This window comes from Micromonospora sp. DT227 (assembly GCF_049841835.1).
Taxonomy (GTDB): domain Bacteria; phylum Actinomycetota; class Actinomycetes; order Mycobacteriales; family Micromonosporaceae; genus Micromonospora.
Window position 1 is genome coordinate 414,644 of sequence record NZ_JBNCLA010000006.1, and the last position, 26,290, is coordinate 440,933.

At 74.7% G+C, this 26,290-nt stretch carries 21 protein-coding genes; 16 read left to right on the forward strand and 5 right to left on the reverse strand.

What is annotated here, in order from left to right; genetic code table 11:
- Nucleotides 1–190 precede the first annotated feature (190 nt).
- Nucleotides 191–1,753 carry an LLM class flavin-dependent oxidoreductase gene (locus ACLQ2W_RS22675; RefSeq protein WP_425788400.1) on the forward strand — a complete coding sequence of 521 codons (1,563 nt, stop codon included), beginning with the start codon at nucleotides 191–193 and terminating at the stop codon, nucleotides 1,751–1,753.
- Between the two features lie 52 nt (nucleotides 1,754–1,805).
- Here the strand turns inward: ACLQ2W_RS22675 and htpG are convergent, their stop codons facing one another.
- Nucleotides 1,806–3,698, reverse strand: a complete 1,893-nt coding sequence (gene htpG, locus ACLQ2W_RS22680; protein ID WP_425788402.1) for a molecular chaperone HtpG — start codon at nucleotides 3,696–3,698, stop codon at nucleotides 1,806–1,808.
- A gap of 144 nt (nucleotides 3,699–3,842) precedes the next feature.
- Between htpG and ACLQ2W_RS22685 the strand changes: the two genes are divergently transcribed.
- The 10 genes from ACLQ2W_RS22685 (at nucleotide 3,843) to ACLQ2W_RS22730 (ending at nucleotide 11,654) form a co-directional block, all read left to right on the forward strand.
- Complete coding sequence (locus ACLQ2W_RS22685) at nucleotides 3,843–4,565, forward strand: FadR/GntR family transcriptional regulator (RefSeq protein ID WP_425788404.1); 723 nt, start codon at nucleotides 3,843–3,845, stop codon at nucleotides 4,563–4,565.
- Nucleotides 4,562–5,389, forward strand: a complete 828-nt coding sequence (locus ACLQ2W_RS22690) for a sterol desaturase family protein (protein WP_425788406.1) — start codon at nucleotides 4,562–4,564, stop codon at nucleotides 5,387–5,389. The genes ACLQ2W_RS22685 and ACLQ2W_RS22690 overlap by 4 nt, the downstream gene beginning before the upstream one ends.
- Nucleotides 5,386–6,021 carry a lysoplasmalogenase gene (locus ACLQ2W_RS22695; protein ID WP_425788408.1) on the forward strand — a complete coding sequence of 212 codons (636 nt, stop codon included), beginning with the start codon at nucleotides 5,386–5,388 and terminating at the stop codon, nucleotides 6,019–6,021. Before ACLQ2W_RS22690 ends, ACLQ2W_RS22695 begins: the two co-directional genes overlap by 4 nt.
- A gap of 405 nt (nucleotides 6,022–6,426) precedes the next feature.
- Complete coding sequence (gene smpB / locus ACLQ2W_RS22700; RefSeq protein ID WP_425788409.1) at nucleotides 6,427–6,918, forward strand: SsrA-binding protein SmpB; 492 nt, start codon at nucleotides 6,427–6,429, stop codon at nucleotides 6,916–6,918.
- A 78-nt stretch (nucleotides 6,919–6,996) separates the two neighbouring features.
- On the forward strand, nucleotides 6,997–7,434 hold the full coding sequence (locus ACLQ2W_RS22705; protein ID WP_425788411.1) for a VOC family protein: 438 nt from the start codon (nucleotides 6,997–6,999) through the stop codon (nucleotides 7,432–7,434).
- A gap of 46 nt (nucleotides 7,435–7,480) precedes the next feature.
- Entirely contained in the window at nucleotides 7,481–8,056 is a 576-nt protein-coding gene (locus ACLQ2W_RS22710) for a helix-turn-helix domain-containing protein (protein WP_425788413.1), read from the forward strand.
- Nucleotides 8,053–9,315, forward strand: a complete 1,263-nt coding sequence (locus tag ACLQ2W_RS22715; RefSeq protein WP_425788415.1) for an MFS transporter — start codon at nucleotides 8,053–8,055, stop codon at nucleotides 9,313–9,315. Before ACLQ2W_RS22710 ends, ACLQ2W_RS22715 begins: the two co-directional genes overlap by 4 nt.
- A gap of 114 nt (nucleotides 9,316–9,429) precedes the next feature.
- Nucleotides 9,430–10,665: an RICIN domain-containing protein gene (locus tag ACLQ2W_RS22720; RefSeq protein WP_425788417.1), complete on the forward strand. Its 1,236-nt coding sequence runs from the start codon at nucleotides 9,430–9,432 to the stop codon at nucleotides 10,663–10,665.
- A gap of 192 nt (nucleotides 10,666–10,857) precedes the next feature.
- Complete coding sequence (locus ACLQ2W_RS22725; RefSeq protein ID WP_425788419.1) at nucleotides 10,858–11,052, forward strand: DUF397 domain-containing protein; 195 nt, start codon at nucleotides 10,858–10,860, stop codon at nucleotides 11,050–11,052.
- Between the two features lie 5 nt (nucleotides 11,053–11,057).
- A complete protein-coding gene (locus tag ACLQ2W_RS22730; protein ID WP_425788421.1) occupies nucleotides 11,058–11,654 on the forward strand; it encodes a GNAT family N-acetyltransferase in 597 nt (198 codons plus the stop codon).
- A 153-nt stretch (nucleotides 11,655–11,807) separates the two neighbouring features.
- On the opposite strand, the gene ACLQ2W_RS22735 is transcribed toward ACLQ2W_RS22730, so the two are convergent.
- Nucleotides 11,808–17,588: a TIR domain-containing protein gene (locus ACLQ2W_RS22735; protein WP_425788423.1), complete on the reverse strand. Its 5,781-nt coding sequence runs from the start codon at nucleotides 17,586–17,588 to the stop codon at nucleotides 11,808–11,810.
- Between the two features lie 110 nt (nucleotides 17,589–17,698).
- On the opposite strand from ACLQ2W_RS22735, the gene ACLQ2W_RS22740 reads away from it, so the two are divergent.
- Entirely contained in the window at nucleotides 17,699–18,931 is a 1,233-nt protein-coding gene (locus tag ACLQ2W_RS22740; RefSeq protein WP_425788425.1) for an SLC13 family permease, read from the forward strand.
- A gap of 486 nt (nucleotides 18,932–19,417) precedes the next feature.
- On the opposite strand, the gene ACLQ2W_RS22745 is transcribed toward ACLQ2W_RS22740, so the two are convergent.
- Nucleotides 19,418–19,852 (reverse strand): hypothetical protein, encoded by a 435-nt coding sequence (locus tag ACLQ2W_RS22745; RefSeq protein ID WP_425788427.1) that lies wholly within the window; start codon nucleotides 19,850–19,852, stop codon nucleotides 19,418–19,420.
- Complete coding sequence (locus ACLQ2W_RS22750; protein WP_425788429.1) at nucleotides 19,845–21,185, reverse strand: molybdopterin-dependent oxidoreductase; 1,341 nt, start codon at nucleotides 21,183–21,185, stop codon at nucleotides 19,845–19,847. Before ACLQ2W_RS22750 ends, ACLQ2W_RS22745 begins: the two co-directional genes overlap by 8 nt.
- A gap of 190 nt (nucleotides 21,186–21,375) precedes the next feature.
- Here ACLQ2W_RS22750 and ACLQ2W_RS22755 point away from each other — a divergent pair, with 190 nt between their 5' ends.
- Nucleotides 21,376–22,446: an NAD-dependent epimerase/dehydratase family protein gene (locus ACLQ2W_RS22755; protein WP_425788431.1), complete on the forward strand. Its 1,071-nt coding sequence runs from the start codon at nucleotides 21,376–21,378 to the stop codon at nucleotides 22,444–22,446.
- Nucleotides 22,447–22,583: 137 nt separating this feature from the next.
- On the opposite strand, the gene ACLQ2W_RS22760 is transcribed toward ACLQ2W_RS22755, so the two are convergent.
- A complete protein-coding gene (locus ACLQ2W_RS22760) occupies nucleotides 22,584–24,005 on the reverse strand; it encodes a hypothetical protein (RefSeq protein ID WP_425788433.1) in 1,422 nt (473 codons plus the stop codon).
- Nucleotides 24,006–24,150: 145 nt separating this feature from the next.
- Between ACLQ2W_RS22760 and ACLQ2W_RS22765 the strand changes: the two genes are divergently transcribed.
- From ACLQ2W_RS22765 to ACLQ2W_RS22775, 3 genes are read left to right on the forward strand one after another with little or no spacing between them, the layout of a single operon-like run.
- A complete protein-coding gene (locus ACLQ2W_RS22765) occupies nucleotides 24,151–24,825 on the forward strand; it encodes a glycosyltransferase family 2 protein (protein ID WP_425788435.1) in 675 nt (224 codons plus the stop codon).
- A complete protein-coding gene (locus tag ACLQ2W_RS22770; RefSeq protein ID WP_425788437.1) occupies nucleotides 24,822–25,529 on the forward strand; it encodes a TIGR04282 family arsenosugar biosynthesis glycosyltransferase in 708 nt (235 codons plus the stop codon). Before ACLQ2W_RS22765 ends, ACLQ2W_RS22770 begins: the two co-directional genes overlap by 4 nt.
- Nucleotides 25,526–26,248, forward strand: a complete 723-nt coding sequence (locus ACLQ2W_RS22775) for a methyltransferase domain-containing protein (RefSeq protein WP_425788439.1) — start codon at nucleotides 25,526–25,528, stop codon at nucleotides 26,246–26,248. The genes ACLQ2W_RS22770 and ACLQ2W_RS22775 overlap by 4 nt, the downstream gene beginning before the upstream one ends.
- Nucleotides 26,249–26,290: the final 42 nt, after the last annotated feature.

Genomic DNA, 26,290 nt, shown 5'->3' on the forward strand with positions numbered 1-26,290 from the left:
GCACCCGTGACCATAGCAACCGGCGGCGACGGAACCCGGTCACCGGCCACCCCGCTCCGGCGGCGATGCCGCCGAGCAGGACAGACTCCCGGTGATCCGGCGTGTCGTGGCACGGGTGTACGCCCGGCCGGGCCGTCGGCGGGGCGCTACCGTGGGCGGGACCGGACAAGATCGCGCGAGGAGCGGGTGGATGACCGACCACGGACCCGAGCTGGCCTTCGGCAGCTTCCTCACGCCGGCCGCCGGGCAGCCCGAGCAGGTGGTGGCGCTCGCCACGCTCTGCGAGCGGGCCGGGTTGGACCTGGTCACCTTCCAGGACCATCCCTACCTGCCGGCCTTCCTGGACACCTGGACGCTGATGTCGTACGTGGCCGCCGCCACCGACCGGATCCGCCTGGCCGGCAACGTGCTCAACCTGCCGCTGCGCCAACCGGTGGTGCTGGCGCGCAGCGTCGCCAGCCTGGACCTGCTCACCGGCGGCCGGGTCGAACTGGGCCTCGGCGCGGGCGCGTTCTGGGACGGGATCGAGGCGGCCGGCGGGCGGCGGCTCTCCCCCGGCGCGGCGGTCGACGCGCTCGACGAGGCGATCCGGGTCATCCGCGAGGTGTGGGACACCGACCGGCGCGACATGATCCGCCTGCCCGGCGAGCACTACCGGGTGGTCGGGGCGAAACGCGGGCCGGCCCCGGCGCATCCGGTGGGCATCTGGGTGGGCGCGTACAAGCCGCGGATGCTGCGGCTGGTCGGCCGCGCCGCGGACGGCTGGCTGCCGTCGCTGTCGTACCTGCCGAACGGGCCGGACGACCTGCCGGCGCTCAACGCGCTTGTCGACGACGGCGCGCGGGCCGCCGGCCGGGACCCGGGCGCGATCCGCCGGATGCTCAATGTGACCGGCACGTTCGCCCGCTCGTCGACCGGCTTCCTCGCCGGCCCGCCGGAGCAGTGGGTGGAGGAGCTGGCCGGGCTCACGCTGGCGCACGGCATCACCACGTTCATCCTCGCCGCCGACGAGCCACGCGCCATCCAACTCTTCGCGCAGGAGGTGGCGCCGGCGGTGCGGGAGCTGGTCGCTGCCGAGCGCACCACGCCCGGCAGCGGCGCCCGGGCCGTCGCCGGGGAGCAGGCCGCGGCCGGCGGTCCGACCGCGCTCGCGGTCACCCCCACCCCCGACCCCGGGGTACGCCTGAGCGCGCGCCGCCCCTGGGACGAGTCGACCCGGCCGGCCGCCCCGCCGGCGCCGGCCGGTCAGGTCTACCCGGCCGGCGGGCAGGCGGCCGGGCAGCACCTGGTGGACGTGCACGACCACCTGCGCCGGGAGCTGGCCCAGGTGCGCGACCTGCTCGACCAGGTCCGGCGCGGCGCGGTCTCGCCCGGTGGGGCGCGGGCCGCGCTGAACGAGATGACCATGCGGCAGAACAACTGGACGCTGGGCGCCTACTGCGCGGCCTACTGCACGGTGGTGACCCAGCACCACGGGCTGGAGGACGGCTCGATCTTCCCGCACCTGCGCCGGGCCGACGCCGGGCTGGCGCCGGTGCTGGACCGCTTGGCGGAGGAGCACGTGGTGATCCACGACGTGGTGGAGAGCGTGGACCGGGCGCTGGTGGAACTGATCCGCTCCCCCGGCGACTTCACCGCACTCCAGGACGCGGTGGACCTGCTCACCGACACGCTGCTGTCGCACCTGTCGTACGAGGAGCACCAGATCGTCGAGCCGCTGGCCCGCTACGGCTTCTTCCCCGGCCAGCTGTGAAAGGAGGGGCCCTTGTCAACGCCTGGCGTCGACAAGGGGCCCCTCCTTTCATCTAGAGGCCGCGGGCGAGGCGGTCGGCGAGGATCCGGGTGAAGCGCGCCGGGTCGGCGAGGTCGCCACCCTCGGCGAGCAGCGCCATGCCGTACAGCAGCTCGGCGGTCTCGGTCAACGCGGCACTGTCGCCGCCCTCGCCGTGCGCCTTGCGCAGCCCGGTGACCAGCGGGTGGGTCGGGTTCAGCTCCAGGATGCGCTTGACCTGGGGCACCTCCTGGCCCATCGCCCGGTACATCTTCTCCAGCGTCGGCGTCATGTCGTACGCGTCGCCCACCACGCAGGCCGGTGACGTGGTCAGCCGGGTGGACAGGCGTACCTCCTTGACGCTGTCGGCGAGCGCGCCGCCGAGGAAGGTGAGCAGCTCGGCGTACTCCTGTCGTTCCGCCTCGGCCTTCTCCTTCTCCTCCTCGGTCTCCAGGTCGACCTGGCCCTTGGCCACCGAGCGCAGCGTCTTCCCGTCGTACGCGCCGACCCGCTCGACCCACACCTCGTCCACCGGGTCGGTGAGGATCAGCACCTCGTAGCCCTTGGCCCGGAACGCCTCCAGGTGCGGGGAGTTCTCGATGGTGGCCCGGTTGTCGCCGGTGGCGTAGTAGATCTCGGTCTGGCCGTCCTTCATCCGCTCCACGTAGTCGCGCAGCGTGGTCAGCTCGGCCGGGTCGTGGGTGGAGGCGGCGCGGACCAGGTCGAGCAACGCGTCGGTGTTGTCCGCGTCCTCCAGCAGGCCCTCCTTGACCACCGGCCCGAACTCGGACCAGAACGTGCGGTACGACTCGGCCGGCAGGCCCTTGAGCGTGGCGAGCACCTTCTTGACCAGCCGCCGGCGTACGGCGCTGATCTGCCGGTCCTGCTGGAGGATCTCGCGGGAGATGTTCAGCGACAGGTCGTGCGCGTCCACCACGCCCTTGACGAAGCGCAGGTAGTTCGGGATCAGCGCCTCGCAGTCGTCCATGATGAACACGCGCTTGACGTAGAGCTGCACGCCGCGCCGGCCCTGCGGGGAGAACAGGTCGACCGGGGCGTGCGAGGGCAGGAAGAGCAACGCCTCGTACTCGAAGGTGCCCTCGCCGCGCATGTGGATGGTCTCCAGCGGGTCCGCCCAGTCGTGCGCGACGTGCCGGTAGAACTCCTTGTACTCCGCCTCGTCGACCTCGTCCCGGGACCGCGCCCAGAGCGCCTTCATCGAGTTGAGCGTCTGCTCCTCGCGGGTGGTGTCGCCGTCCTCGCCGGGCTTGTCGACGGTCATCCGGATCGGCCAGGCGATGAAGTCGGAGTAGCGCTTGACGATCTCCCGGATGGTCCGCTCGGCGGCGTAGTCGTGCAGGTTGTCCTCGGCGTCGACCGGCTTGAGGTGCAGCGTGACGGAGGTGCCCTGCGGCGCCTCCTCGACCGCCTCCACCGAGTAGGTGCCCTCGCCGGTGGACTCCCACCGGGTGCCACCGGTCTGCCCGGCGCGGCGGGTCAGCAGCGTCACCCGGTCGGCGACCATGAAGGTGGCGTAGAAGCCGACGCCGAACTGGCCGATCAGCTCCTGCGAGGCGGCGGCGTCCTTCGACTCGCGCAGCTTGCGCAACATCTCGGCGGTGCCGGACTTGGCGATGGTGCCGATCAGCGCCACCACCTCGTCGCGGGACATGCCGATGCCGTTGTCCCGCACGGTCAGCGTGCGGGCCTCGGCGTCGGTCTCGATCTCGATGTGCAGGTCGGACGTGTCGGCCGACAGCTCCTTGTCGACAAGCGACTCCAGCCGCAGCTTGTCCAGCGCGTCGGACGCGTTCGAGATGAGTTCACGCAGGAAGACGTCCTTGTTCGAGTAGATCGAGTGCACCATCAGCTGCAACAGCTGACGCGCCTCGGCCTGGAACTCCAACGTCTCGACCCGGTCGCTCACACCGACTCCCTTCACCGTGGCGGTCCTACCGCGGAAAGGATACGAGGCGTGACCGCGACGGTACCCACCGGCCGGGCCGACCCGGGAAATCAAACTGGTCCAACCAGTTGACGGGTTGATGTGTCCGGGGACACACTGCTGGCCATGGCCTTCACCCCCGCGCCGCGCGCCTCGGTCTCCGACCACGTCTTCGGCCAGCTCCGCGACGCCATCGTGTCCGGGCGCCACCGGCCCGACGAGACGCTGCCCGGCGAGCGGGAGCTGGCCGCCGCGTTCGCGGTGAACCGGCACGCGGTGCGGGAGGCGCTGCGCCGGCTGCAACAGCTCGGCCTGGTCCGGGTCAGCCAGGGCGGCGCGACCCGGGTGCTCGACTGGCGGGTGCACGCCGGGCTCGACCTGGCGCTGTCGCTGGCCCGCTCCGGCGACGTACTCCCGGTCGAGACGCTGGTGCGCGACATGCTGGAGATGCGGGCCTGCGTCGGCGTCGACGCGGCCCGGCTCTGCGCCGAACGCGGCGACGAGGCGGTGGTCGCCGCGCTGGTCCGGGCCGCCGAGGAGTACGGCGCGCTCGCGCCGGACCTGGACCGGATGGCCGAGGCGAACATCCGCATCTGGCGGCTGGTGGTGCGGGGCAGCGGCAACACCGCCTACCAGTTGGCCTTCAACAGCCTGGTCGCCGGCACGTTCGCGGTCGGTGACGTCCCCCCGGACGCCCGCGCCGCCGAGCTGCTCGACGTCGCCGGGCACCGCCGGCTCGCCGCGGCGGTCGCGTCCGGCCGGGGCGAGGCGGCGGCCCGGCAGGCCCGGGCGCTGCTGACCGCCCCGGTCACCCCCACCCCCACCACCGGAAGGGAAGCGCGCGCATGATCCCCGCCGTGCTGTACGCCGTCCCGGCGTTCCTGCTGCTGATCGTGATCGAGGCGGTCTCCTACCGCTTCCTGCCCGACGACGAGGAACGCGGCTACGAGCTGCGCGACACCACCACCAGCCTGTCGATGGGGCTGGGCAGCCAACTCATCGGCTTCCCGTGGAAGCTGCTCACGGTCGGCCTCTACGCGGCGCTGTGGACGGTCGCGCCGGTGCACCTGTCCCCCGGCGACTGGTGGACCTGGGCGATCGTCTTCTTCGCCGACGACCTGGCCTACTACTGGTTCCACCGGTCCCACCACGAGGTACGGGTGCTCTGGGCCAGCCACGTGGTCCACCACTCCAGCGTCCACTACAACTTCTCCACCGCGCTGCGGCAGAGCTGGACGCCGATGACCTCGCTGCCGTTCTGGCTGCCGCTGGCGCTGCTCGGCATCCCGCCCTGGATGATCTTCCTCCAGCAGTCGATCAGCCTGCTCTACCAGTTCTTCCTGCACACCGAGCGGGTCGGCCGGCTGGCCCGGCCGATCGAGTGGGTGTTCAACACCCCGTCGCACCACCGGGTGCACCACGGCTCGAACACCGAGTACCTGGACCGCAACTACGGCGGCATCCTGATCGTCTGGGACCGGCTGTTCGGCAGCTTCGCGCCGGAGCGGGCCGCGGTGCACTACGGGCTGACGAAGAACATCGGCACCTACAACCCGCTGCGGGTGGCGACGCACGAGTTCGCCGCGATCTGGTCCGACGTCCGCCGGGCCACCTGCTGGCGGCACCGGCTCGGCTACCTGCTCGGCCGTCCCGGCTGGCAGCCGGCCCGATGAGGCGTTCCTGGCTGACCCTGTTCGGGCTCGTCGCCGCCGTCGAGCTGGTCGGGGTGGCGCTCGACTCGACGGTGCTCCAGTGGCTGGCCAAGCCGCTGCTGGCGCCGGTGCTGCTGGCGTACCTCTGGCGGTGCCGGGGCCGGTGGGACGCGGTGGCGACCGGGTTGGTCGCCGCCACCGCCGGGGACGTGGCGCTGCTCGTGCCCGGCCGGGCCGCGTTCCTGGTCGGCATGGGGTTCTTTTTGGTCGCGCAGCTCGCGTTCCTGACCGGCTTCCGGCGTCACGGCCGACCGCCGGCGCTGGCGTGGGCCGGCTACCTGCTCGCCTGGGCGGCCGGGAACGCGCTGCTGTGGGGCACGCTGGGGCCGCTGCGGCTGCCGGTGCTCGGCTACAGCCTGGCGCTGTGCCTGATGGCCGCCGCCGCGACCGGGGTGTCCGCGCGGGTCGCGGCCGGCGGCGCGTTCTTCCTCGTCTCCGACCTGCTCATCGGCGTGGGCGCGGCCGGCACCGAGCTGCCCGGCGCGGGCCTGCTGGTGATGGGCACCTACTGCGCCGCGCTGCTGCTGATCACCACCGGTTGGGTGGCCGCCCGCGTCGACGTGCCCCGCGCACCGGCGGCGGTCGTCGTGTGACCGGCGGCGACGCGCGGGGCACGTCGACCGCACGCCGCCGGCGACGCGCTCCGGTGCTGGTCGAGGCTCGACGCCTCCCGCGAGTCGCTTGACGCTGGGTGACCAACACCCTCTTTACTCAGGGTGAACGCCCTCTGGTGCGGCAGTCAGGGCGATCCGGCGCCTTTGCTCTGCAGCTACGGACGCAGCACGGCCGTGAGCTGCACCGACCACAAGGGCCGCCGGACCGAGCCTGACGACTTCGATAACCATGGGTGACCGGTGCGCATCTGGCTGCAGAGCAAAGGGCGCTGACGGATGGTCCCCCCACCCCCACGACGCCTAACGTTCCGTAACGGTCGGGAGGCGGACCGGCGTGTCCTCGCCGGCCCGCGACAGCAGAGGATGGGCGGGTATCCTGCCGGCGTGGCCAGGGAGAACGGGCGCAAGGCGATCGCCTCGAACAAGAAGGCGCGGCACGACTACGACATCCTCAAGACCTACGAGGCGGGCATCGTGCTGGCCGGCACCGAGGTGAAGTCGCTGCGCGAGGGGCGGGTGTCGCTCGTCGACGCGTTCGCCCAGGAGCGCGACGGCGAGCTCTGGCTCTACGGGCTGCACATCGCCGAGTACGGCTTCGGCACCTGGACGAACCACGCGCCCCGGCGCACCCGCAAGTTGCTGCTGCACCGGGTGGAGATCGCCCGGATCCTGGAGAGGCTGCGCGACGGCGGGGTCACGCTGGTGCCGCTGTCGATGTATTTCGCCGACGGCTGGGCCAAGGTCGAGCTGGGCCTGGCCCGGGGGCGCCGGTCGTACGACAAGCGTCAGGCGCTCGCCGAGCGGGACGCCAAGCGGGAGATCGCCCGGGAGATGGGGCGTCGGCTCAAGGGCCGGGCGGCGACGCGCCGGACGTGACGTTCCCGCGGGTCGCGGTCAGTTCCTGGCCGCTACGTCGGGAAGGCTGGCCGGGACCCGAGGAAGAGGAGAGCCGCGATGGGCCTCGACGTGCAATTCACCTTCGACTGCGCCGACCCGGCCGCACTGGCCGCTTTCTGGGCCGAGGCGCTCGATTACCGGGTGCAGGGGCCACCGGACGGCTTCGACTCGTGGGAGCAGGCGCTGACCGCGTTCGGCGTGCCACCGGAGCGGCACCACGACGCCTCGGCCGTGGTCGACCCCGAGGGCACCGGGCCACGGCTGTTCTTCCAGCGGGTGCCGGAGCCGAAACGGGGCAAGAACCGGGTGCACCTGGACGTGCGGGCCGCACCCGGGCTGACCGGGGCGGCCCGGATGGCGGCCCTGGAGGCGGCGGCCGACCGGCTGGTGACGCTCGGGGCGACCCGGGTGGCCCGCCACGAGCCCGCTCCGCCGCTGGGCGCCGGGCACCTGGTGCTGGCCGATCCGGAGGGCAACGAGTTCTGCCTCGACTAATACAAGACATCTTGTACTTCATCTCTTGTCGGTCTAGCGTGGCGGCATGGCGGACCGGCCGAACCACGTGCACCTGACCGACCCACGGGCCATGCGGGCGCTGGCCCACCCCACCCGGCTGCGGCTGTTGGGCGAGCTGCGCCTGCGTGGCCCGCAGACCGTGGGCATGTTGAGCGAGCGCACCGGCGAGGCGGTCGGCTCGGTCAGCTACCACGTCGGCAAGCTGGCCGAGCACGGCTTCGTGACCGAGGCCCCCGACCTGGCCCGCGACCGCCGCGAACGGTGGTGGCGGGCGGCGCACGCCACCACCGACTGGGACCCGGTGGAGCTGCTCGACGACCCGGAACGCCGGCTCGCCGGCGACCTGCTGCGCCGCGCCGCCATGGAGCGGTACGTGGCCCGCTACCAGGCGTACCTGGAGTCGGAGGCGAGCCTCGACCTGGCCTGGGTGCGCGGCACCACCAGCAGCGACACGGTGCTGCACCTGACCCCCGACGAGCTGGGCGAGCTGCGCGACGAGCTGTCCGAGCTGGGCCGACGCTGGCAGGCGCGCGGCGTGTCCGGCCGGCCGGGCGCGGAGATGGTCACGTTGATCTGGCAGGCCTACCGGGGGCCGCAGTGACCCGGGACCGCCGGCCGCTGGCCGGGCTGCTGATCGGGCACGCCGTCTCACTGACCGGCAACGTGCTGACGCTCATCGCGCTGCCGCTCTACGTGCTGGCCGAGACCGGCTCGCCGGCGGCCACCGGGCTGGCCGGCGCGTTCGCCACCGCACCGGTGGTGCTCGGCGGCGCGTTCGGCGGCGTGCTGGTCGACCGGATCGGCTTCCGCCGGTCCAGCGTGCTGGCCGACGTGGTCTCCGGCGTGACGGTCGCCGCCGTGCCGCTGCTGCACGCCACCGTCGGCCTGCCGTTCCCGGCGCTGCTGGCGCTGGTCTTCGTCAGCGGGCTGCTGGACACACCGGGCCAGACCGCCCGCACCGCGTTGCTGCCGGAGGCGGCGACCGCGGCCGGGGTGCCGATCGAGCGGGCGATCGGCTGGCACGAGGCGACGTCGCGGGGCGCGCGCATGATCGGCGCGCCGGTGGCCGGTCTGCTGGTCGGCGTGCTGGGCGCGCTGCCGGTGCTGGCCGTGGACGCGGCCACGTTCGCCGTCTCGGCGCTGTTCGTGACGCTGCTGGTGCCGCGCGGCCTGCGCCCGTCCACCGAGGAGGCCGAGCCGGAGACCGGCGGCTACTGGCGACAGTTCGCCGCCGGGCTGCGCTTCCTGGCCCGGGAGCCGCTGCTGCGCGCCATGGTGCTGCTGGTGCTGGTCACGAACCTGTTCGACGCGGCCAAGAGCAACGTGCTGCTACCGGTGGTGGCCGACCGCGAGCTGGGCGGGCCGGCCGCGTTCGGCCTGCTGGTCGGCGTCATGGGCGGCGGCGCGCTGATCGGCTCGTTGGTGTTCAGCGCGATCGGGCACCGGCTGCCCCGCCGGGCCACGTTCGTCACCGCGTACGCGATCTGCGGCGCGCCGCCGCTGTGGGCGCTCGCCGCCGCGCCGCCGTTGCCGGTGGTGGTCGCGGTCGTCGCGGTGGCCGGGCTGGCCGCCGGCGCGCTCAACCCGCTGATGGGCGCGGTGGAGCTGGAGCGGGTGCCGGCGGCCATGCGGGCCCGGGTGTACGGGGTGATCGGCGCCGGCGCCTGGGCGGCGATGCCGTTGGGCGCGTTGGGCGCCGGGCTGGCCGCCGACCGGTTCGGCACCACGCCCACGCTGCTCACCATCGGCGCCTGCTACCTGCTGGTGGTGTTGACCCCGCTGCTCGGCGGGCCGTGGCGCGAGATGCGCCGACCGGTGCCGGCGCCGCGGCGGGCCGTGCCGGAGGAAGCGCTCTCTTGACAACGGGTGGCTTCGTTCATACCTTCATCGAAGGTTATCTTTATAGTTTGTTTACCGTTCTGCGGGGCCGGCCGCCCGGACGGTAGGCGGACCCACCACCGCAGGAGGCACCCCGTGCGCAGCATCCGTACCCTCGCCGCCCTGGCGATGGCGGCGGTCGGCCTCACGGCCGCCCTCACCACCGTCCCGAGCACCCCGGCGATGGCCGCCCCCGGCGCGGTCACCTGGTCCGACGACTTCACCGGCCCGGCCGGCGCCGCCCCCGACGCGAGCAAGTGGCGTTACGACATCGGCGGCGGCGGTTGGGGCAACAACGAGTTGCAGTACTACACCAACAGCACCCGCAACGCCGCGCTCGACGGCAACGGCAACCTGGTCATCACCGCCCGCAAGGAGAACCCGGCCGGCTACGGCTGCTGGTACGGAAGCTGCCAGTACACCTCGGCCCGGCTGCTCACCAACGGCACGTTCACCCAGGCGTACGGCCGGTTCGAGGCGCGCATCAAGATCCCGCGCGGGCAGGGGCTGTGGCCGGCGTTCTGGATGCTCGGCAACGACATCGGCAGCAACCCGTGGCCCAACAGCGGCGAGATCGACATCATGGAGAACGTCGGCTACGCCCCGTCCACGGTGTGGGGCACGCTGCACGGCCCGGGCTACTCCGGCGCCAACGGCATCGGCGCGTCCACGTCGCTGCCGAACGGCCAGGCGCTCGCCGACGCGTTCCACACCTTCGCCGTCGACTGGGCCCCCGACTCGATCACCTGGTATCTCGACGGCGTGGCCTACTCGCGCAAGACGCCGGCCGACGCGGGCGGCAACCGCTGGGTCTTCGACCACCCGTTCTTCATGATCATGAACGTGGCGGTCGGCGGCAACTGGCCCGGCTCGCCGGACGGCTCCACCACGTTCCCGCAGACCATGACCGTCGACTACGTCCGCGTGCAGGCCTGGGACACCGGCGGCGGGGGCACCGGCGGGCCGATCGTCGGGTACGGCAACAAGTGCGTCGACGTGGCGAGCGCGAACACCGCCAACGGCACCGCCGTGCAGCTCTGGACCTGCAACGGCACCGCCGCCCAGCGCTGGACCTGGAACGCCGACGGCTCGGTGCGCGCGCTCGGCAAGTGCCTCGACGTGGCCTCCGGGTCGACCGCCAACGGCGCCAAGGTGCAGCTCTACGACTGCAACGGCAGCGGCGCGCAGAAATGGGTGTTCAGCGCCGCCGGTGACATCGTCAACCCGCAGGCCAACAAGTGCCTGGACGCCACCGGCAACAGCTCGGCCGACGGCACCCGGTTGCAGATCTGGGAGTGCGGCGGCACCGCCAACCAGAAGTGGCGACGCTGACCACTCGGTGAGCCGGGGCGGGCGGCGCCCACCGCCCCGCCCCGGCGCCACGCCCAGCCGACGAAGCGCCGATCATGCACCCCCACCACCTCATCGAAATCGCCGGACGTTGCGGCTCTCTGGGCGGTCTGGGATACCGTGAGGTCCGTTTCGCTGCCGCGGGACCGGACCATCGACTTCCGGAGCACGATCATGGATGAGGTGATCGGTGCGCGCTGGCGCACCAGCACTCGGAGCGGTTCCCACGGTGGTGCCTGCGTCGAGGTGGCCGACAGCCTGGCCTCGGTGGTCGGCGTCCGTGACTCCGAGGATCCGGGCGGACCGGTCCGGGTCCTCGCGCCGCCGGCGTGGCGGGCGTTCGTCGCCCACCCGGCGCCCCGGCGCTGACGCCGGTGAGCGGGTTCGCGCCGGAGCCCATCGCCACAGCGCGCCTGCTCCTGCTGCCGCTGGGCGTCGCGAACGCCGAGGAGATGGCCGCCGTGCTCGCCGACCCGGCGCTGCACACCTTCATCGGCGGTGAGCCGGCCGCCCCGGCGGCGTTGCGCGCCCGCTACGCGCGGCTGGTCGCCGGCTCGCCCGACCCGGCCGAGGCGTGGTGCAACTGGGTCATCAAGCTCCGCGCCGACGGAGGGCTGGCCGGGTTCGTCCAGGCCACCGTCACCGGGTTCGACGGCCCGCTCCGGCACGCGGCCACGGCGGGCGCACGGGCGGTCGGGCACCGGCACCTCGACGAGACGGAACCGGTCGCCGCCGGGGCGGTCGCGGAGATCGCTTGGGTGGTGGGCATGCCCTGGCAGGGGCGCGGGATCGCCACCGAGGCCGCCCGGGCTATGGCCGGTTGGTTGGGGCGGCGCGGTGTGCGTACCCTCGTGGCCCACATCCATCCCGACCACCATGCGTCGGCGGCGGTGGCCGGTGCGTGCGGCCTGGCCCCCACCGACGTGTGGCACGACGGCGAGATCCGCTGGACCGGACCAGCCGGCCCATGAATCCCCCCCACCCCCTCGGTGCCCCATCCGGCCCACGGGCCCCCGACCAGCGGGGTAGGGAGTGATCATGAAGTTGACGGCATCAACGGAGATCAACACCGCCGTCAACCTCATGATCACGGCATCGGAGGCGGGGCGGGGGGCCTGAGGGGGTCAGAAGGGGGCGTCTACGGGTAGGCGGCGGACCTGGGTGAGGTAGGGGTCCAGTTCGCCGACCTCGAAGCGGCAGGTGCCGATGACGTGCCAGAACTGGCCGCCCGGGTCGCCGTCCAACTTGTAGCGGCCGTCCGGGCTGACCGCCGCCCAGCCGTCCGGCAGACCGATCAGCGTGGTCCGCAACTGGGCGTGCTCCGGGTCGGCCACGTCCCACAGCCGGACCGTGCCGTCGTCGCCGGCGCTGGCCAGCAGGCTGCTGTCCGGGCTGAAGTGCACCGACCAGACCCGCCGGGTGTGCGCGGCGAGGGTGCCGTGCAGCCGCCCGGTGCCCGGATCCCAGAGCCGGATCACCAGGTCGTCGCCGGCGGTGGCGAGCAGATTGCCGTCCGGGCTGAACGCGCACGACCAGAGCCGGCCGGTGTGCTCGGTGAGCACCGTGCGCGCCTCCCCGGTGGCCACGTCCCACACCACCGCGGTGCCGTCGTTGCCGGCGCTGGCCAGCAGCGTTCCCTCGCTGTTGAAGCCGATCGAGTAGACCCGGTCGGTGTGGTGCTCCAGCGTCAGCCGGCAGGTGGCGGTGGCCGCGTCCCACAGCCGGACCGTCTGGTCGTCGCAGCCGGTGGCGATGGTCTCGCCGTCCGGGCTGAACGCCACCGTGCGGACCCGGCCCCGGTGCGGGGTGAGCGTGGCGAAGTGCCGGCCGGTGCGGCGATACCAGAGGCGGACCGTGTCGTCGTCGTTCGCGGTGGCCAGGGCGTCACCGTCGGGGCTGAACGCGACCGCCCAGACGTGGTCGGTGTCCACGTTGAGTTCCCGCTCGTCCGCGCCGGTGTCGGTGTTCCACAGGTGCACGCCGCCGTCGCCGCTCGGCGTGGCGACCAGCGGCTCGTCCGGACAGAAGACCACCGAGAGCAGGCGGTCGGCGGGGGTGGCGAGCTGCCGCAGCAGGCGACCGGTGCGCGGCTCCCAGAGCCGGACCACGCCGTCGTTGCCGCAGGCGGCCAGCACCTCCCCGTCGTCGCGGAAGGAGAGCGCGGTGACCCGCCGGCCGTGCCCGCGCAGCGTGTGCTGGAGCTGCCCGCTGCGCACGTCCCACAGCCGGGTGGTGCCGTCGTTGCTGCTGGTCGCCACCTGGTTCTGGTCCGGCCGCCAGACCACCGGCCACACCGAGCCGCGGTGCCGGGTCAACTCGTGCCGCACCTGGCCGTCGGCGGTGTCCCAGAGCTGGATCGCGCCGTCGCTGGCAGCGGTGGCGAGCAGGCTGCCGTCACCGTTGAACCGGACGCTGTAGATCGCGCCGCGCTGCCGGCCGAGCACCCGGACCGGCCGGCCGGTCTCCGTCTCCCACAGCCGCAGCGCGCCGTGCGTGTCGCCGGTGGCCATCAGCGTGCCGTCGGGGCTGATGTCCAGCGCGTACACGTCAGCCTCGTGGCCGCGCGGCTGCCGCAGCAGCTCGCCGTCGGAGGCCCGGCGCACCCAGACCCGGCCGTGCTGCCCGACGGCGGCCAGCAGCCGGCCGTCCGGCGAGTGCACCACCCGGTAGACCACCTCCGGCTCCCGCACCTCGAACGCGAGCCGGCCGGTGTGGACGTCCCAGCCGCGGACCGCGCCGGCGCTGTCCACCACCACGACCCGCCGGCCGTCCGGACTGAACGAGGTGCCCCAGATCGGCGCGTCGTGCCCCGGCCACTCGTGGCGCAGCCGGGCGGTGCGGGTGTCGAAGAGCCGGACCACGCCGGCCGCGTCGCCGACCACCAGCCGGCCCCGGCGCTCGTCGGTGAGCAGCGGCCACACCCAGCCCGCGAAGACGTCCTCGATGACGTGCCGCACGTCGCCGTGGTCGGCGTCCCACAGCCGTACGGTCAGGTCGGCCGCGCCGGTGACGAGCTGGTGCGAGGCGGCGTCGTAGCGCACCGCGTACACCCGGGACCGGTGCCCCTGGAGCGTGCGCACCGGCAGCCCGGTGGCCGTGTCGCAGAGCAGCACGCCACCGTCGTCGCTGCCCACCGCCAGCACCGCGCCGTCCGGGCTGTACGCCACCGGCACCGGCAGCCGGCCCACCTCGAAGCCGTACCCGACGCCCACCGCGGGCGGCGCCAGCCCGGGCGCGACCGGCCGGCCCGGCGCGACGACCGCGCCGCGCAGCTCCGGCGCGCGCAGCAACGCCGGGTCGGCGCTCACGTCGATCAGCGCGGTGCGGTGCCAGCTGCTGCCGCCGATCCGCGCGCCGCGCAGGTCGGCCCGGAACAGCCGCGCGCCGGCCAGCTCCGCGCCGCGCAGGTCCGCCCCGGCGAGCCGCGCCTGGTCCAGGCGCGCGCCGCGCAGCCGGGCGTGTTCCAGCCGCGCCTCGGTCAGGTTCGTCGCCACCAGCCGGGTGTCGGTGAGGTCCGCGCCGGTCAGGTCCGCGCCGGCGAGTTCCCGGTGCGACAGGTCCTCGCCGCGCAGCACCGCGCCGCGCAGGTCGGCCCGGTCGGGCAGGCGCAGCCGGGCGGACAGCCGCAGCGCGTTCGCGCGCAGCGTCTCGCCGGCCGACTCGTCGCCGAGCACCCGGGCCGTCCACGCGGTGCAGCGGGCCGGGTCGGCGAGGTCGCCGAGGAACTCCACGGCCAGCGCGGACAGCGACCGGACCGCCAGCGCGGTCGGCTCCTCGCCCCGGTTGAGCTGCTCGGCGACGCCGTCGGCGACCAGCCACTCCATCACCGAGGTGTGGATGAAGCCGAACAGCCCGTCGTCGGTGCGGACCAGCAGGCTGCCCGCGCCGACCGCGTGCGCGGCCTGCGGCCCGGACAGCCGCGACTCGGCCCGCCCGGCGAGCTGGCCGGTGGACTCGGTCAGCTCGGCGAGCCGCAGGTACGACTCGCCGCTCTCCCAGAGCTGGAACGCCAGCCGGCTCACCGCCTGCCACAGCTCCGGCCGGCGCAGGCTGACCGGGGCCCCCGGGATGCCCTGGGTGCGCCGTTCCTCGAAGTCCAGCCAGGACTCCAGGATCTCCCGGTAGAGCGCGGCGGCGCTGAACGTGCCGCCGGCGCCGGCCACCGCGGCCAGCCGACCCTCGTCCAGGTTGGCGATGAACCCGAGCATGCGCGGGTTACGGGACAGGCCGAGCAGATCCTTGACGCCGGCCAGCAGGCTCATCCGCTCGCGGGCGGCGGCCTCGTCGCCGTCGTAGCGGTGCCGCAGGAACGCCTCGATCTGGCCGGGGGTGAAGTCCTCCACCGCCAGCACCCGGCGGTGCGGCAGCAGGCCGACCCGCTCGCCCAACGCGGTCAGCACCTGCGAGTTGGTCTTGAAGTGCTGGGTCCGGCTGCTCACCACGATCTTCGCCGCGCCCTCGGCGGCCTGGAGCAGCGTCTCCAGGTGGTCGGCCGCCCGGTCGTAGGTCACCCGGGCCACCAGCTCGTCGAACCCGTCGAAGAGCAGCACGATCCGGCCCTGCCGCAGCATGTACCGGAACGCCTTGAGGTCGATCACCTGCTCGCCGTGGTTGGCCAGGTGCGCGGCGACCAGGCCGTCCACCGAGTGCGCCTTGTCCAGCGCGCGCAGCTCGACCAGGATCGGGATCAGGTCCGGTGCGGCGGTCGGCAGCCGGCGGGCCACCTCCCGCAGCGCGAACGTCTTGCCCCGGCCGAAGTCACCGAGCACCAGCACGAACCGGCCGTCCGGGGCGGAGACGGTCTCCAGCAGCTCGTCCACCACGTCCTCGCGGACCCGCTGGTCCGCGCCGACCAGGTGGCGGTAGCGCTGGGGGACGTACTGCCCGGGCGGGTAGAGCCGGTCGGCCTGGAGCCGGGCGGTCTGCGCGGCCACGTAGTCGCGCAGGTCCAGCAGGCCCTGGAACTCGGTCAGGTGCAGTACGCGTACGCCGCGCCGCTGCGCCTCCTCGGCCAGCCCGCGCGGCACCCGGTCGCCGTCGTAGACCAGCTCGGACCCGATGTCCGGGTCGGTGGCGTGCACCCGACGGGCGAACCGGTCCACGTCGTCCGGCCCCGGCGTGCCCACGTGCGCGCCGACCCGCTGCTGCCGGACCACCCCGTCGGAGCGGTAGCTGACGTACAGGTGCGGCGGGTCGCCGTCGACGCGCCGCACCACCACCCGGTCGTAGCGGGCCTCGCACACCTCGGCGAGCCGGTCCAGCAGCCGCTCCACCGGCGCCGCCGGCGTCACCGAAGCGGCCGGCGCCCCGCCCTGGGTGGCGCCCTCCACCAGGGCCGGCCGCCTGGGGTCGGGCACCTGGGCCGGGCCGGCCGCGCCGAACGTGGCCTCGGCGCGGGGCCAGCTCACCGCCGTCGACTCGCCGACGTCCAGGCGGTCGTCGCGGCCCAGCACCCAGCGGGTCATCCCGTCCGCGCCGAGTCGCAGCACCTGCGCCCGGCCGTCGCGCGGCGCGGCGGCCAGCGGCACCACCGGGTCGACCCGGCCGGCCGGCGCCGCGTCGGAGATCAGCAGGTTGAGCATCGGGCCGACCAGGCGGTTGACCGAGCCGCGGTCGCGCAGCGACACCCGGTCCGGCGGGGCCTCGTCGGCGTACGGGCTGCGCGGGCCGGGGGCGTGCGCCATCGCGCCCAGCCGCAGCCAGCCGGACTGCTGGTAGTGGCGCAGCCGCTGGGCGAACCAGCTCGACTGGGCCTCGCCGAGGAAGCCGTAGCGGTCCTCCTCGCGGTGGGTGATGGCGATGGTGGAGTTCAGCCCGGCCACCACCACCCGCAGGTCGGGGATGCCGAACAGCGTCCAGGGCTGTTCGCTGTCGAAGAGCCGGTCGTCGAGCCCCTGGTAGAGGTCGTCGAAGAGCCGCGCGTAGTGCCGCCACTTGGGCCAGTAGGGCGGCTGCGGGTCGACGTCGTCGGCCTCGCAGGTGGCGAAGTACGCCCGGCAGGCGGCCATCGTCACGTCCCGCGGGCCGGGCACCACCACGAGGCGGTGCGGTTCCAGGCCGAGCAGCACCCGCAGCCCGGTGAGGAAGCTCAACGCGTCGGAGAACTCGCGCGGGCTGCCCGACTCGGTCAGGTTGCCGGCCACCACCAGCAGGTCGGGTCGGGGCACCCCGTCGTTCATCAGCAGCGTCAGGTCACCCAGCAGGTGTTCCTGGACCTCGCCGGGGGTGACCGGGGCGCCGGGGTCGAGCACGCCGCGGCCGAACCGGGGTCCGGCCACCTGGAGCACCGTGACGGTGTCGCGCGCCGTCGGCGGCGCCACCGCGGCCGGCGGGAACGGCGGCGGGTTGATCGGGGTACGCCGCGGGCGGCGCTGCGCGGGTGCCCCGGCGGCGGGCGCGGCGAGCAGGCCGGCCGGATCGTCCGGGTGGTGCGGGAACGCCGGTTGCCGCATCGGCTTGGCCCGACCGTCGAGCGCCTCCCGGATCCGGTCCAGCACCCGGGCGCGCGCCTGCGCCGGGTCGTCCACGCCGACCAGGTCGACGTAGGTGATGGTGGCGAGCAGACCGTCGATCGGGCAGTCCTCGACCCGCACGGTGACCAGCTTGTTGCCGGTGCCGTCCGGGTCGGCGCGCAACGCGGCCTGCCATTCCAGCTTGCCGTACGTGGAGTGCAGGTAGCGTTCGGACAGCACCGCCACCACCACCTCGGCCTCGCGGACCCCGCGGTCCATGAAGTCGATGAAGTTGGTGCCGGCCACGAAGTCCCACGCCTGGATCATCGTGCGGTAGCCGGCGGTCTCGAACTCCCACGCCAGCCACGTCGCCCAGCGTTCGTCGGCCGGCGAGTAGCTGATGAAGAAGTCGATGGGGCGGTCGGACCGGGTGGGGTGCGCGCCTACAGCCACATGGTCATTATGACCACCGACGGTCAACAGATCGACACCCTCGGGCAGCTCGGTATGCCGTCCCACGTCGGTCCGGACCGGTCGGGGCGGATGTGCGAGGATCGTCGTTCGTGGAGACCGTCGGCGATCCGCCGTCCGCCGCGCCGGACCGATCCCGTCGGAGCCGGCTGCACGTGCTCGACTGGATCGCGATCGGGCTGGCCGTGGTCGGCGTGTTCTGCGTGCTCACCGGGCTGCTCCCCCGCGCCGACGCCGAGGCCACCGTACGCCGGATCGTGCCCATTCTGATCTTCCTCGGCACGGTGGTGGTGCTGGCCGAGCTGACCGCGGTGGCCGGCGTGTTCGACGCGCTCGCCGCCCGGGTGGCGAGCACCGCGCGGGGCAGCTTCCGGGCGCTGTTCTGGCTCTGCGTCGGTTTCGCCTCGGTCACCACCATCGCGCTCAACCTGGACACCACCGCGGTGCTGCTGACGCCGGTGATGATCGCGCTGGCCCGGACGCTGAACGTGCCGCCGACGCCGCTGGCCATGACCACGGTCTGGCTGGCCAACACGGCGAGCCTGCTGCTGCCGGTGTCCAACCTGACCAACATCCTGGCCAGCGGCCGGATCGGTCTGGACCCGGTGCCGTGGGCGGCCCGGATGTGGTGGCCGCAGCTCGTCGCCATCGCGATCACCATGCTGCTGCTGTGGTGGTGGTACTGGCGACCGGCCCGCGCCGGGGCCGACCCGTTCGTCCCGCCGCCGCCGTACGTGGCGCCGGACCGGCTGCTCTACCGCACCGCGCTGGCCGCCTGCCTGCTCTTCGTCGGCGGCGTCCTGGCCGGGGTGGAGATCGGCGTCGCCTCCGGGGTGGCCGCCGCGATCGTGGTGGCCGGCTTCGCGGCACGCGCCCGGCACCGGCTGCGGCCGGCGCTGGTGCCGTGGCGGCTGCTGGTGTTCGTCACCGGCCTGTTCCTGGTGGTGCAGACCATCGGCCGGCACGGCCTGGACGGCGTAATGGGCGCGTTGATCGGCGCCGATCCGGGCGCGGAGGGGGCGCTGCGGGCGGGCGCGGTCGGCGCGCTGTTCAGCAACGTGGTCAACAACCTGCCGGCGTACGTGGCCGGCGAGGCGGTGATCGCCGCCGACCGGCACACCCAACTGCTGGCGCTGCTGATCGGCACGAACGTGGGTCCGCTGGCCACCCCATGGGCGTCGCTGGCCACGCTGATCTGGTACGAGCGTTGCCGGGCCGCCGGCGTGGCGGTGCCGCTGGGCCGGTTCGTGGCGACCAGCGCCGCGCTGGCCGCCCTCGCCACGGCGGGCACGGTGGCCGCGCTGCTGATCGGCCCCGGCGCCTGACCCGGCCCTCTCCTCCGGCGGCCCGCCCGGCCCGCTCGGCCCGGTGCTGCCCGGCTCGGTGCTGCCCGGCTCGGTGCTGCCCGGCTCGGTGCTGCCCGGCTCGGTGCTGCCCGGCTCGGGCGGCTCGGCCGTTCGGACGGCCTCGGCCCGCTCGGGCGGCTGACGAGATACACGGCATCACCGTGGGTAACGACGGGGAACAGTGCATGCGGTACCAGCGATATACCGCAGAGGCATAATTATGCCTCTGCGGTATATCGCTTCACCGGACGATGCCGAGGCGTCGCGACACGCCGGTCAGCCGCTGAGCACCCGCAGCCAGTGGAACCGCTCGCCGGGCCGGGCAGCACCGGGCCGAACCGGACCGGGCAGCCACCGGGCCGAGCCAGGCACACCCGAGCCGAGCCAGGCCGAGCCGAGTCGAGCCCAGCCGAGCCGAGCCGGGCAGCACCGGGCATAACCCCGCCAGCCCGGGTGGCCTGGCGGTCAGCGTCCACGGTGGCGTAGCCGACGGACCGCATAGAGCAGCCCGCTCGCGGCGAACAGCACGGCGCTGAGCGCCAGCCAGCGGCCGAGCAGCGGTTCGGGTGTCAGTCCGGTGGCCGCCGAATACGTGCCGTCACCGAGCCCGAGCACGCCGGGCAGATAGACCAGCAGCAGGAGCCCCGAGCCGAGCGCCGGCACCCGCACGTGGTTGCGCACCGCCGGGCCGGCGCGCCGCAGCAGCCGGTCGAGGGTCGCGTACGCCGGGAACAGCACCAGGTCGTGGGCGACCACCGCGCCGACGAACCAGAGCAGCATCCGCCCCGCGGTCGGCTCGCCGGCCAGCCGCAACGCGATCCAGCCGGTCACCGCGAAGCAACCGACCAGGAGCGCCAGGTGCCACCACGCCGCGCCGTACGCCCGCCGGAGCTCAGCCATCGAACACGATCTCCTCGACCCACTTGGTGCAGTGCACGCCGGGCAGCGCCGGCACGATGATCCGGGCCGGGAAGCCGTGGTCGGGGCTCAGGTCGACGCCGTTGACCCGCAACGCGAGCAGCGCGTCCGGGTCGCTGACCTGGCCACCGTGCAGGGTGGCCCGGCTGAACAGCCCGCCGCGTTCCAGCGAACGGACCCGTGCCGTGGCCGGCTCCGCGGCGCCGACCAGCGCGGCGAGGTCCCGCAGGCGTACCCCGGTCCAGGTCTGTGACGTCGACCAGCCCTCCACGCAGGCGATCGGCAGCGTGGCGGTGTGCTGCGGCAGCGCGAGCAGCCGGTCGCGGTCGAGCGTTTCGGTCCGGTCGCCGGCGCGCACCGTCAGCGACCAGCCCGACCCGGTCCGGTCCGGCGTGACGCCGGCCGCGGCGGCGGTGCGGTTGACCGGGAAACCGGTCGGCCCGTCGCCGATCCGCCGGCCGCGCGGCAGCAGCAGCGCGGTGCCCCGCAGCGCGTCCACGCCCTGCCCCACGGTCAGCGCGGCCAGCAGCAACGCGCCGCCGCCGGCCAGCGCCAGCACGCCGCGCCGGCTCATCGTCGCCGGGCCGGGGCGGCGGGCCACCAGGCCGTCCGGGTCCGCCGGCTCCGGCCGGGTCCGGGCCAGCGGGGTACGCGCGAAGCCCGGCCCGCGCAGCGCGGTCACCAGCCGGGGCAGCTTGACCGCCACGTGCACCACCAGCGCCACCGTGAAGATCCAGGCGCCGTACCAGTGCGCGGTGTAGAAGTCGAAACCGAACAGGTACGCGTACTGCACGTTGAGCAGGCCGGTGGCGCTCTGGAACAGGATGCCGCCGACCAGCAGCAGCAACGACAGCCGTTCCAGCACCTGCGCGACGGAACGGGCGGGTGGCCAGGCGAACAGCTTCGGCACCACCGACCAGAGCTTGGCCAGCACCACCGGCACCAGCACGATCCCGAGCGTCACGTGCAGCCCCTGGGTGACCCGGAACAGCCACGCCGGCCGGGTCGGCCAGTCGAACACCGGCGGGTGCAGCCACCCCACGTCCCGGGGGAACGCCTGGTCGAAGCGGGGGCCGTAGGCGATCCAGTCGAGCAGCCCGGTGACGATCACCAGCGGCAGGGCGGCCAACAGCACGGCGCCCAGCACGGAGGTGAGCCACGGTCCGCGTACCGGGCTGCGCCAGGCGCGGTCGACCGCGTCGACGCCCGGGGGACGGTGGCGGTCCAGGGCACGCCAGAGCCGGGCCGGCGCGGCGTACCGCGGCTCGATCGCGGCAGGCGCGGGCTCGTCCGCTGGTGGGACGTCGGTGGGCACGGGCACCTCCTCCGGCGACGGGGCCGACCGGCCGGCCGGCGCTTCCGGGATGGGACGCTAGACGCCGCCGGCGGCCCACGACGGCGTTTGCCGCATTACCGATGCCTTACCGCCGTCGCCCCTTACGGACCGCTGACGTCGGACGTGAACCGGCCGCCGACCCGACCCGGGTGCCCTAGCGTGGGCCGGTATGCGGGTACTGCTCACCGGCGCGGCCGGCTTCATCGGATCGCAGATCGCCGACCTGCTGGCGGCCGAGGGCCACGAGCCGGTCTGCCTGGACGCCCTGCTGCCGCAGGCGCACGGCGGCGCGCTGCCGGAATGGTCCCGGCGGCACGACCCGGCCGTCGGCGACGTCCGCGACGCCGGGCTGCTGGACCGGCTGCTGGCCGGCGTGGACGCGGTCTGCCACCAGGCGGCCATGGTCGGGCACGGGCTCGACCCGTCCGACGCGCCGGACTACGCCGGGCACAACGATCTCGGCACGGCGGTGCTGCTGGCCGCCATGCACCGCGCCGGGGTACGCCGGCTGGTGCTGGCCAGCTCGATGGTGGTCTACGGCGAGGGGCGCTACACCTGCGCCCGGCACGGCGTGGTGCGTCCCGCCGCGCGCCGCGCCGCCGACCTGGCCGCCGGCCGCTACGACCCGACCTGCCCCGGCTGCGGCGACCCGCTCACCCCGGCGCTGGTGCCCGAGGACGCGCCGCTGGAGCCGCGCAGCACGTACGCGGCCAGCAAACTCGCCCAGGAGCACTACGCCGCGGCGTGGGCCCGGCAGACCGGCGGCGGCGTGTGGGCGCTGCGCTACCACAACGTCTACGGCCCCCGGATGCCCCGCGACACCCCGTACGCCGGGGTGGCCTCGCTGTTCCGCTCGGCGCTGGCCGCCGGTCGCGCCCCCGTCGTGCTGGAGGACGGCCGGCAGCGGCGGGACTTCGTGCACGTCACGGACGTGGCGCGGGCGAACCTGCTGGCGTTGACCGCGCCGCCGCCGGACGGCCTGGTCCCGGTGAACGTCTGCTCCGGCGAGCCGCACACGGTGGGCGACCTGGCCACCGCGCTGGCCGAGGCCATGGGCGGCCCGGCACCGGAGATCGCCGGCGGCGCGCGGGCGGCCGACGTCCGGCACGTGGTGGCCGACCCGACCCGCGCCCGCGACCTGCTCGGCTACACCGCGCGGGTCACCTTCACCGACGGCGTCAAAGCCTTCGCCACCGACCCCCTCCGCTCCCCCGCCACCCTCTCCCCCCAACCCGCCTGACCCGCCCGCCCCTCCTCGGGCCGCCTGACCCCCGCCCTCCTCGGGCCGCAGTTTCCCGGAAAGAGTGGCCATTCCGCCCGCGACAGCCCCTCTTTCCGGGAAACTGTGCGGCCTTGATGGGGGGCGTGGGCGGGGGGTCAGGAGACGGTGCGGAGGAGGTGGTTGACGAGGAGGGCGGTCACGGCCTGGGCGGCGAGCCAGCGGCGGTGGGTCGACGGGGGCAGGTGCGCGGCGGCGACGAGCAGCCAGACCGCGAACGGCAGCCAGATCCGCTCCGCCTCGGCCTTGCTCATGCCGGACAGGTCGGCGGCGGCCACCACCAGCGCGGCGGCGGCCGGGAGCAGCACCGTCGGCCCGAGCCCGACCAGCCGTCCGGTCCACCCGGTCCACCCGGTCCACCCGGAGCGGCGGGTGCCGACCGGGCCGGCGGCGAGCCAGGCGGCGCGCGCCGCGACGACGGTACGACGCAGCGCCGGCCCGAGCACCGGCCCGGCGGAGAGCAGCAGCGCGGCCAGGTTCGCCCACACCCAGTACGCGTACGGGCGGTCGGCCGCCCAGCCCTGGTAGTAGCGCTCGACGACCCGGTCATACCCCTCCCACCACCGGAAACCGGAGAGCACGAACAGCACCGTGACGGCCGCGGCGCCGGCGGTGGCGGCGACCAGGGCGGCCCGGCGGCGGTCGGGCCGCAACACCACCACGGTCACCGCCAGCGCGCCGACCAGCACGAACCCGTACGACAGGTGCAGCGCGAAGCCGAGCAACAGGCCGCCGGCCAGCGCGGCGAGCGGTCCGCGTACCGCCAGCAGCGCGAGCCCGGCGGCGACCACGCCGGTGAACACCGCGTCGGCGGAGGCGCCCAGCCACACCGCGCCGGGCAGCAGCACCAGGAACGGCAGCACCGCCCGGGCCGCGTCGGCGGCACCCAGCGCGCGCAGCGTGACCGGCACCGAGACCACCACGGTCGCGCCGACCAGCACGCAGCACAGCGCGGCGGCGGCGCCCCCGCCCAACCCGATCCGGTCCAGCCAGACGAAGACCAGCAGCGCGCCCGGCGGATGCCCGGCGGTGTGGGTGGACCAGGAGTCGGGCTGGAAGTCCAGGATGCGGTCGGTGAAGCCGGCCAGCATGCGGGGAATGTCGGTCACCCCGGGCACCTCGTGCAGGTACTCCGCCTGCGGCGTCAACCGTCGCGTCAGCCCGGCCGTCCAGCCGTCCACCAGGGCCAGCGCCAGCGTCCACGCCACCGCGGCCAGCCAGCCGACGGCCAGCAGCGGCCCCCATCGGGCGGTCCGGGCCCAGCGCAGTCCCGGTCCGAGCACGGCGAGCGCGACGAGCGCCGCGAGCGGCGTACCCCAACCGGCGTGCGGACGCCAGGTGGCGTAGAGCGGCGCCGCGTCGGCGTGCAGGCCCACGCCACGCCGGTTGAGCACCAGGCCGACCACGACGGCGGCGGCGAGCAGCGCCGCCTCGACCGCGACCACGACCAGGTCGCCCCGGTGCGGGGAGCCGGTCCGGTCCGCGGCGGGGGCGCGACGCAGGGTGGGTGCGGATCTCATGACGACCGCACGGTACGGGGATCCGGCGCGGGCCGGGACCGCAACCGCCGGCCCGTCACGGGATGGTAAGAAATGCCTGCTCGTAACGGTTCCGTAAGCACGATCGAGGGCTCGGCCGGGTGGCGGTCGGCCTAGCGTCGGCGGCATGCGGACACAGATCGACGTGGTGCTGCCGTGCCTGGACGAGGCCGCCGCCCTGCCCGGCGTGCTGAACGCGTTACCGCCGGGCTACCAGGCGATCGTGGTGGACAACGGCTCCCGGGACGGCTCGCCCGAGGTGGCGGCCCGGCACGGCGCCCGGGTGGTACGCGAACCGCGTCGCGGTTACGGCGCGGCCGTGCACACCGGGCTGGAGGCCGCCGGGACGGAGCTGGTCTGCGTCCTGGACGCGGACGGCTCGTTCGACCCGGCGGAGCTGCCGGCGCTTGTCGCCCCGGTCGCGGCCGGCACGGCCGACCTGGCGGTGGGGCGCCGTCGGCCGGTGTCGGCCGGCGCCTGGCCGTGGCACGCGCGGGCCGGCACCGCGCTGGTCGCCGCGTTGCTCCGGCAGCGTGGGGTGCCGCTGCGTGACCTCAGCCCGATCCGGGTGGCCCGCCGCGAGGCGTTGCTGGCGCTCGGCGTCACCGACCGGGCGTTCGGCTATCCGGTGGAGTTGATGATCCGGGCGGCGGCGGCCGGTTGGCGGATCCACGAGCACGACGTCCGCTACGCCCCGCGCGCCGCCGGCACGAAGTCCAAGGTGTCCGGCTCGGTACGCGGCACGGTCCGGGCCACCCGGGACTTCCTCACCGTGCTGCGCAGTGTGGACGGCCGACGGTGACCGTCCTGCTGGTGGTGGCGAAGGCCCCGGTGCCGGGGGCGGTGAAGACGCGGCTGTGCCCGCCGGCCACCCCGGCGCAGGCGGCCCGGATCGCCGCCGCCGCACTACGCGACACGCTGGACGCGGTCGCCGCCACCGGAGGCGTGACGCCGGTGCTGGCGCTGGCCGGGCGTCTGGCCGACGCCGAGGACGGTGCGGACCTCGCCGCCACGGTCGCCGGCTGGCCGGTGCTGCCGCAGTGGGGCGACGGCCTCGCCGAGCGGCTGGCCCACGCGCACGCCGACGTGGCGCACGCGTACCCGGGGCGGCCGGTGCTCCAGATCGGCATGGACACCCCGCAGGTGACGCCGGCGCTGCTCGCCGACGGCGTACGCCGGTTGGCCGCGCCCGGCGTCGACGCGGTGCTCGGCCCGGCGGCCGACGGCGGCTGGTGGGCGCTGGGGTTGCGCGACCCGCGCCGGGCGGCGGCGTTGCGCGCGGTGCCGATGTCCACCGCCGACACCGGCCGGCTCACCTACGCGGCGTTGTGCGACGCGGGCCTGCGGGTGGGGGCCCTGCCCACGCTGCGCGACGTGGACGACTGGGCCGACGCCCGCGCGGTGGCCCGGGGTGTGCCCGGCGGCCGGTTCGCCCGCGAGGTGGCCGCGCTGCGACCCGCCCTGGTGGCGATGTCGCCCGATCGTCGACCGGAGGCGGTTCGATGAGCGCCGGCCCCGCGAGCGCGACCAGCGAGCCGGGGCTGCGGGCCCGCCAGTCGCCGACCCGGACCGGCCCGGTGAGCGCGCCCGGTGTGCCGGCCGGGGTGGATGCCTTCGGCATCGCACTGCGCGAGCGCGCCGGCAGTCACTGGCTGGTGCAGGCCGACGGGGTTCGCCGGCGGCTGCCGGTGGAACGGTGGCACGGCCCGGCGGAGGCGGCGACCGCCACGGTGGTGGCCCGCTGCCACGGCCCGGCGTTGGACCTGGGGTGCGGGCCGGGCCGGCTCACCGCGGCGCTCACCCGGGCCGGTCTGGCCGCGCTCGGCGTCGACCTCTGCCCGCGGGCGGTGGCGTTGACCCGGGCGCGCGGCGCGGTCGCGGTGCGCGCCGACCTGTTCGACCCGCTGCCGGCCGAGGGCCGGTGGCGGCACGTGGTGCTGTTGGACGGCAACATCGGCATCGGCGGCGACCCGGCGCGGCTGCTGCGTCGGTGCCGGAACCTGCTGCACCCGGACGGCACCGTGCTGGTCGAGGTGGACCCGCCCGGCAGCGGCGCCTGGCAGGGCCGGGCGCACGTGGTCTCCGGCCGGCGGCGGGGGCCCAGCTTCGGCTGGGCGCGGCTGGACACCCGGGCGGTGCACGGCCCGGCCACGGCCGCCGGGCTGGCCGTGCGGGACCTGCACCCGACGGGCGGCCGGTGGTTCGCCGAGCTGGCCGTGGCCTGACGTCGAGCACGGACCCGCTCCACGCGGACGGGTGCCTCCTGA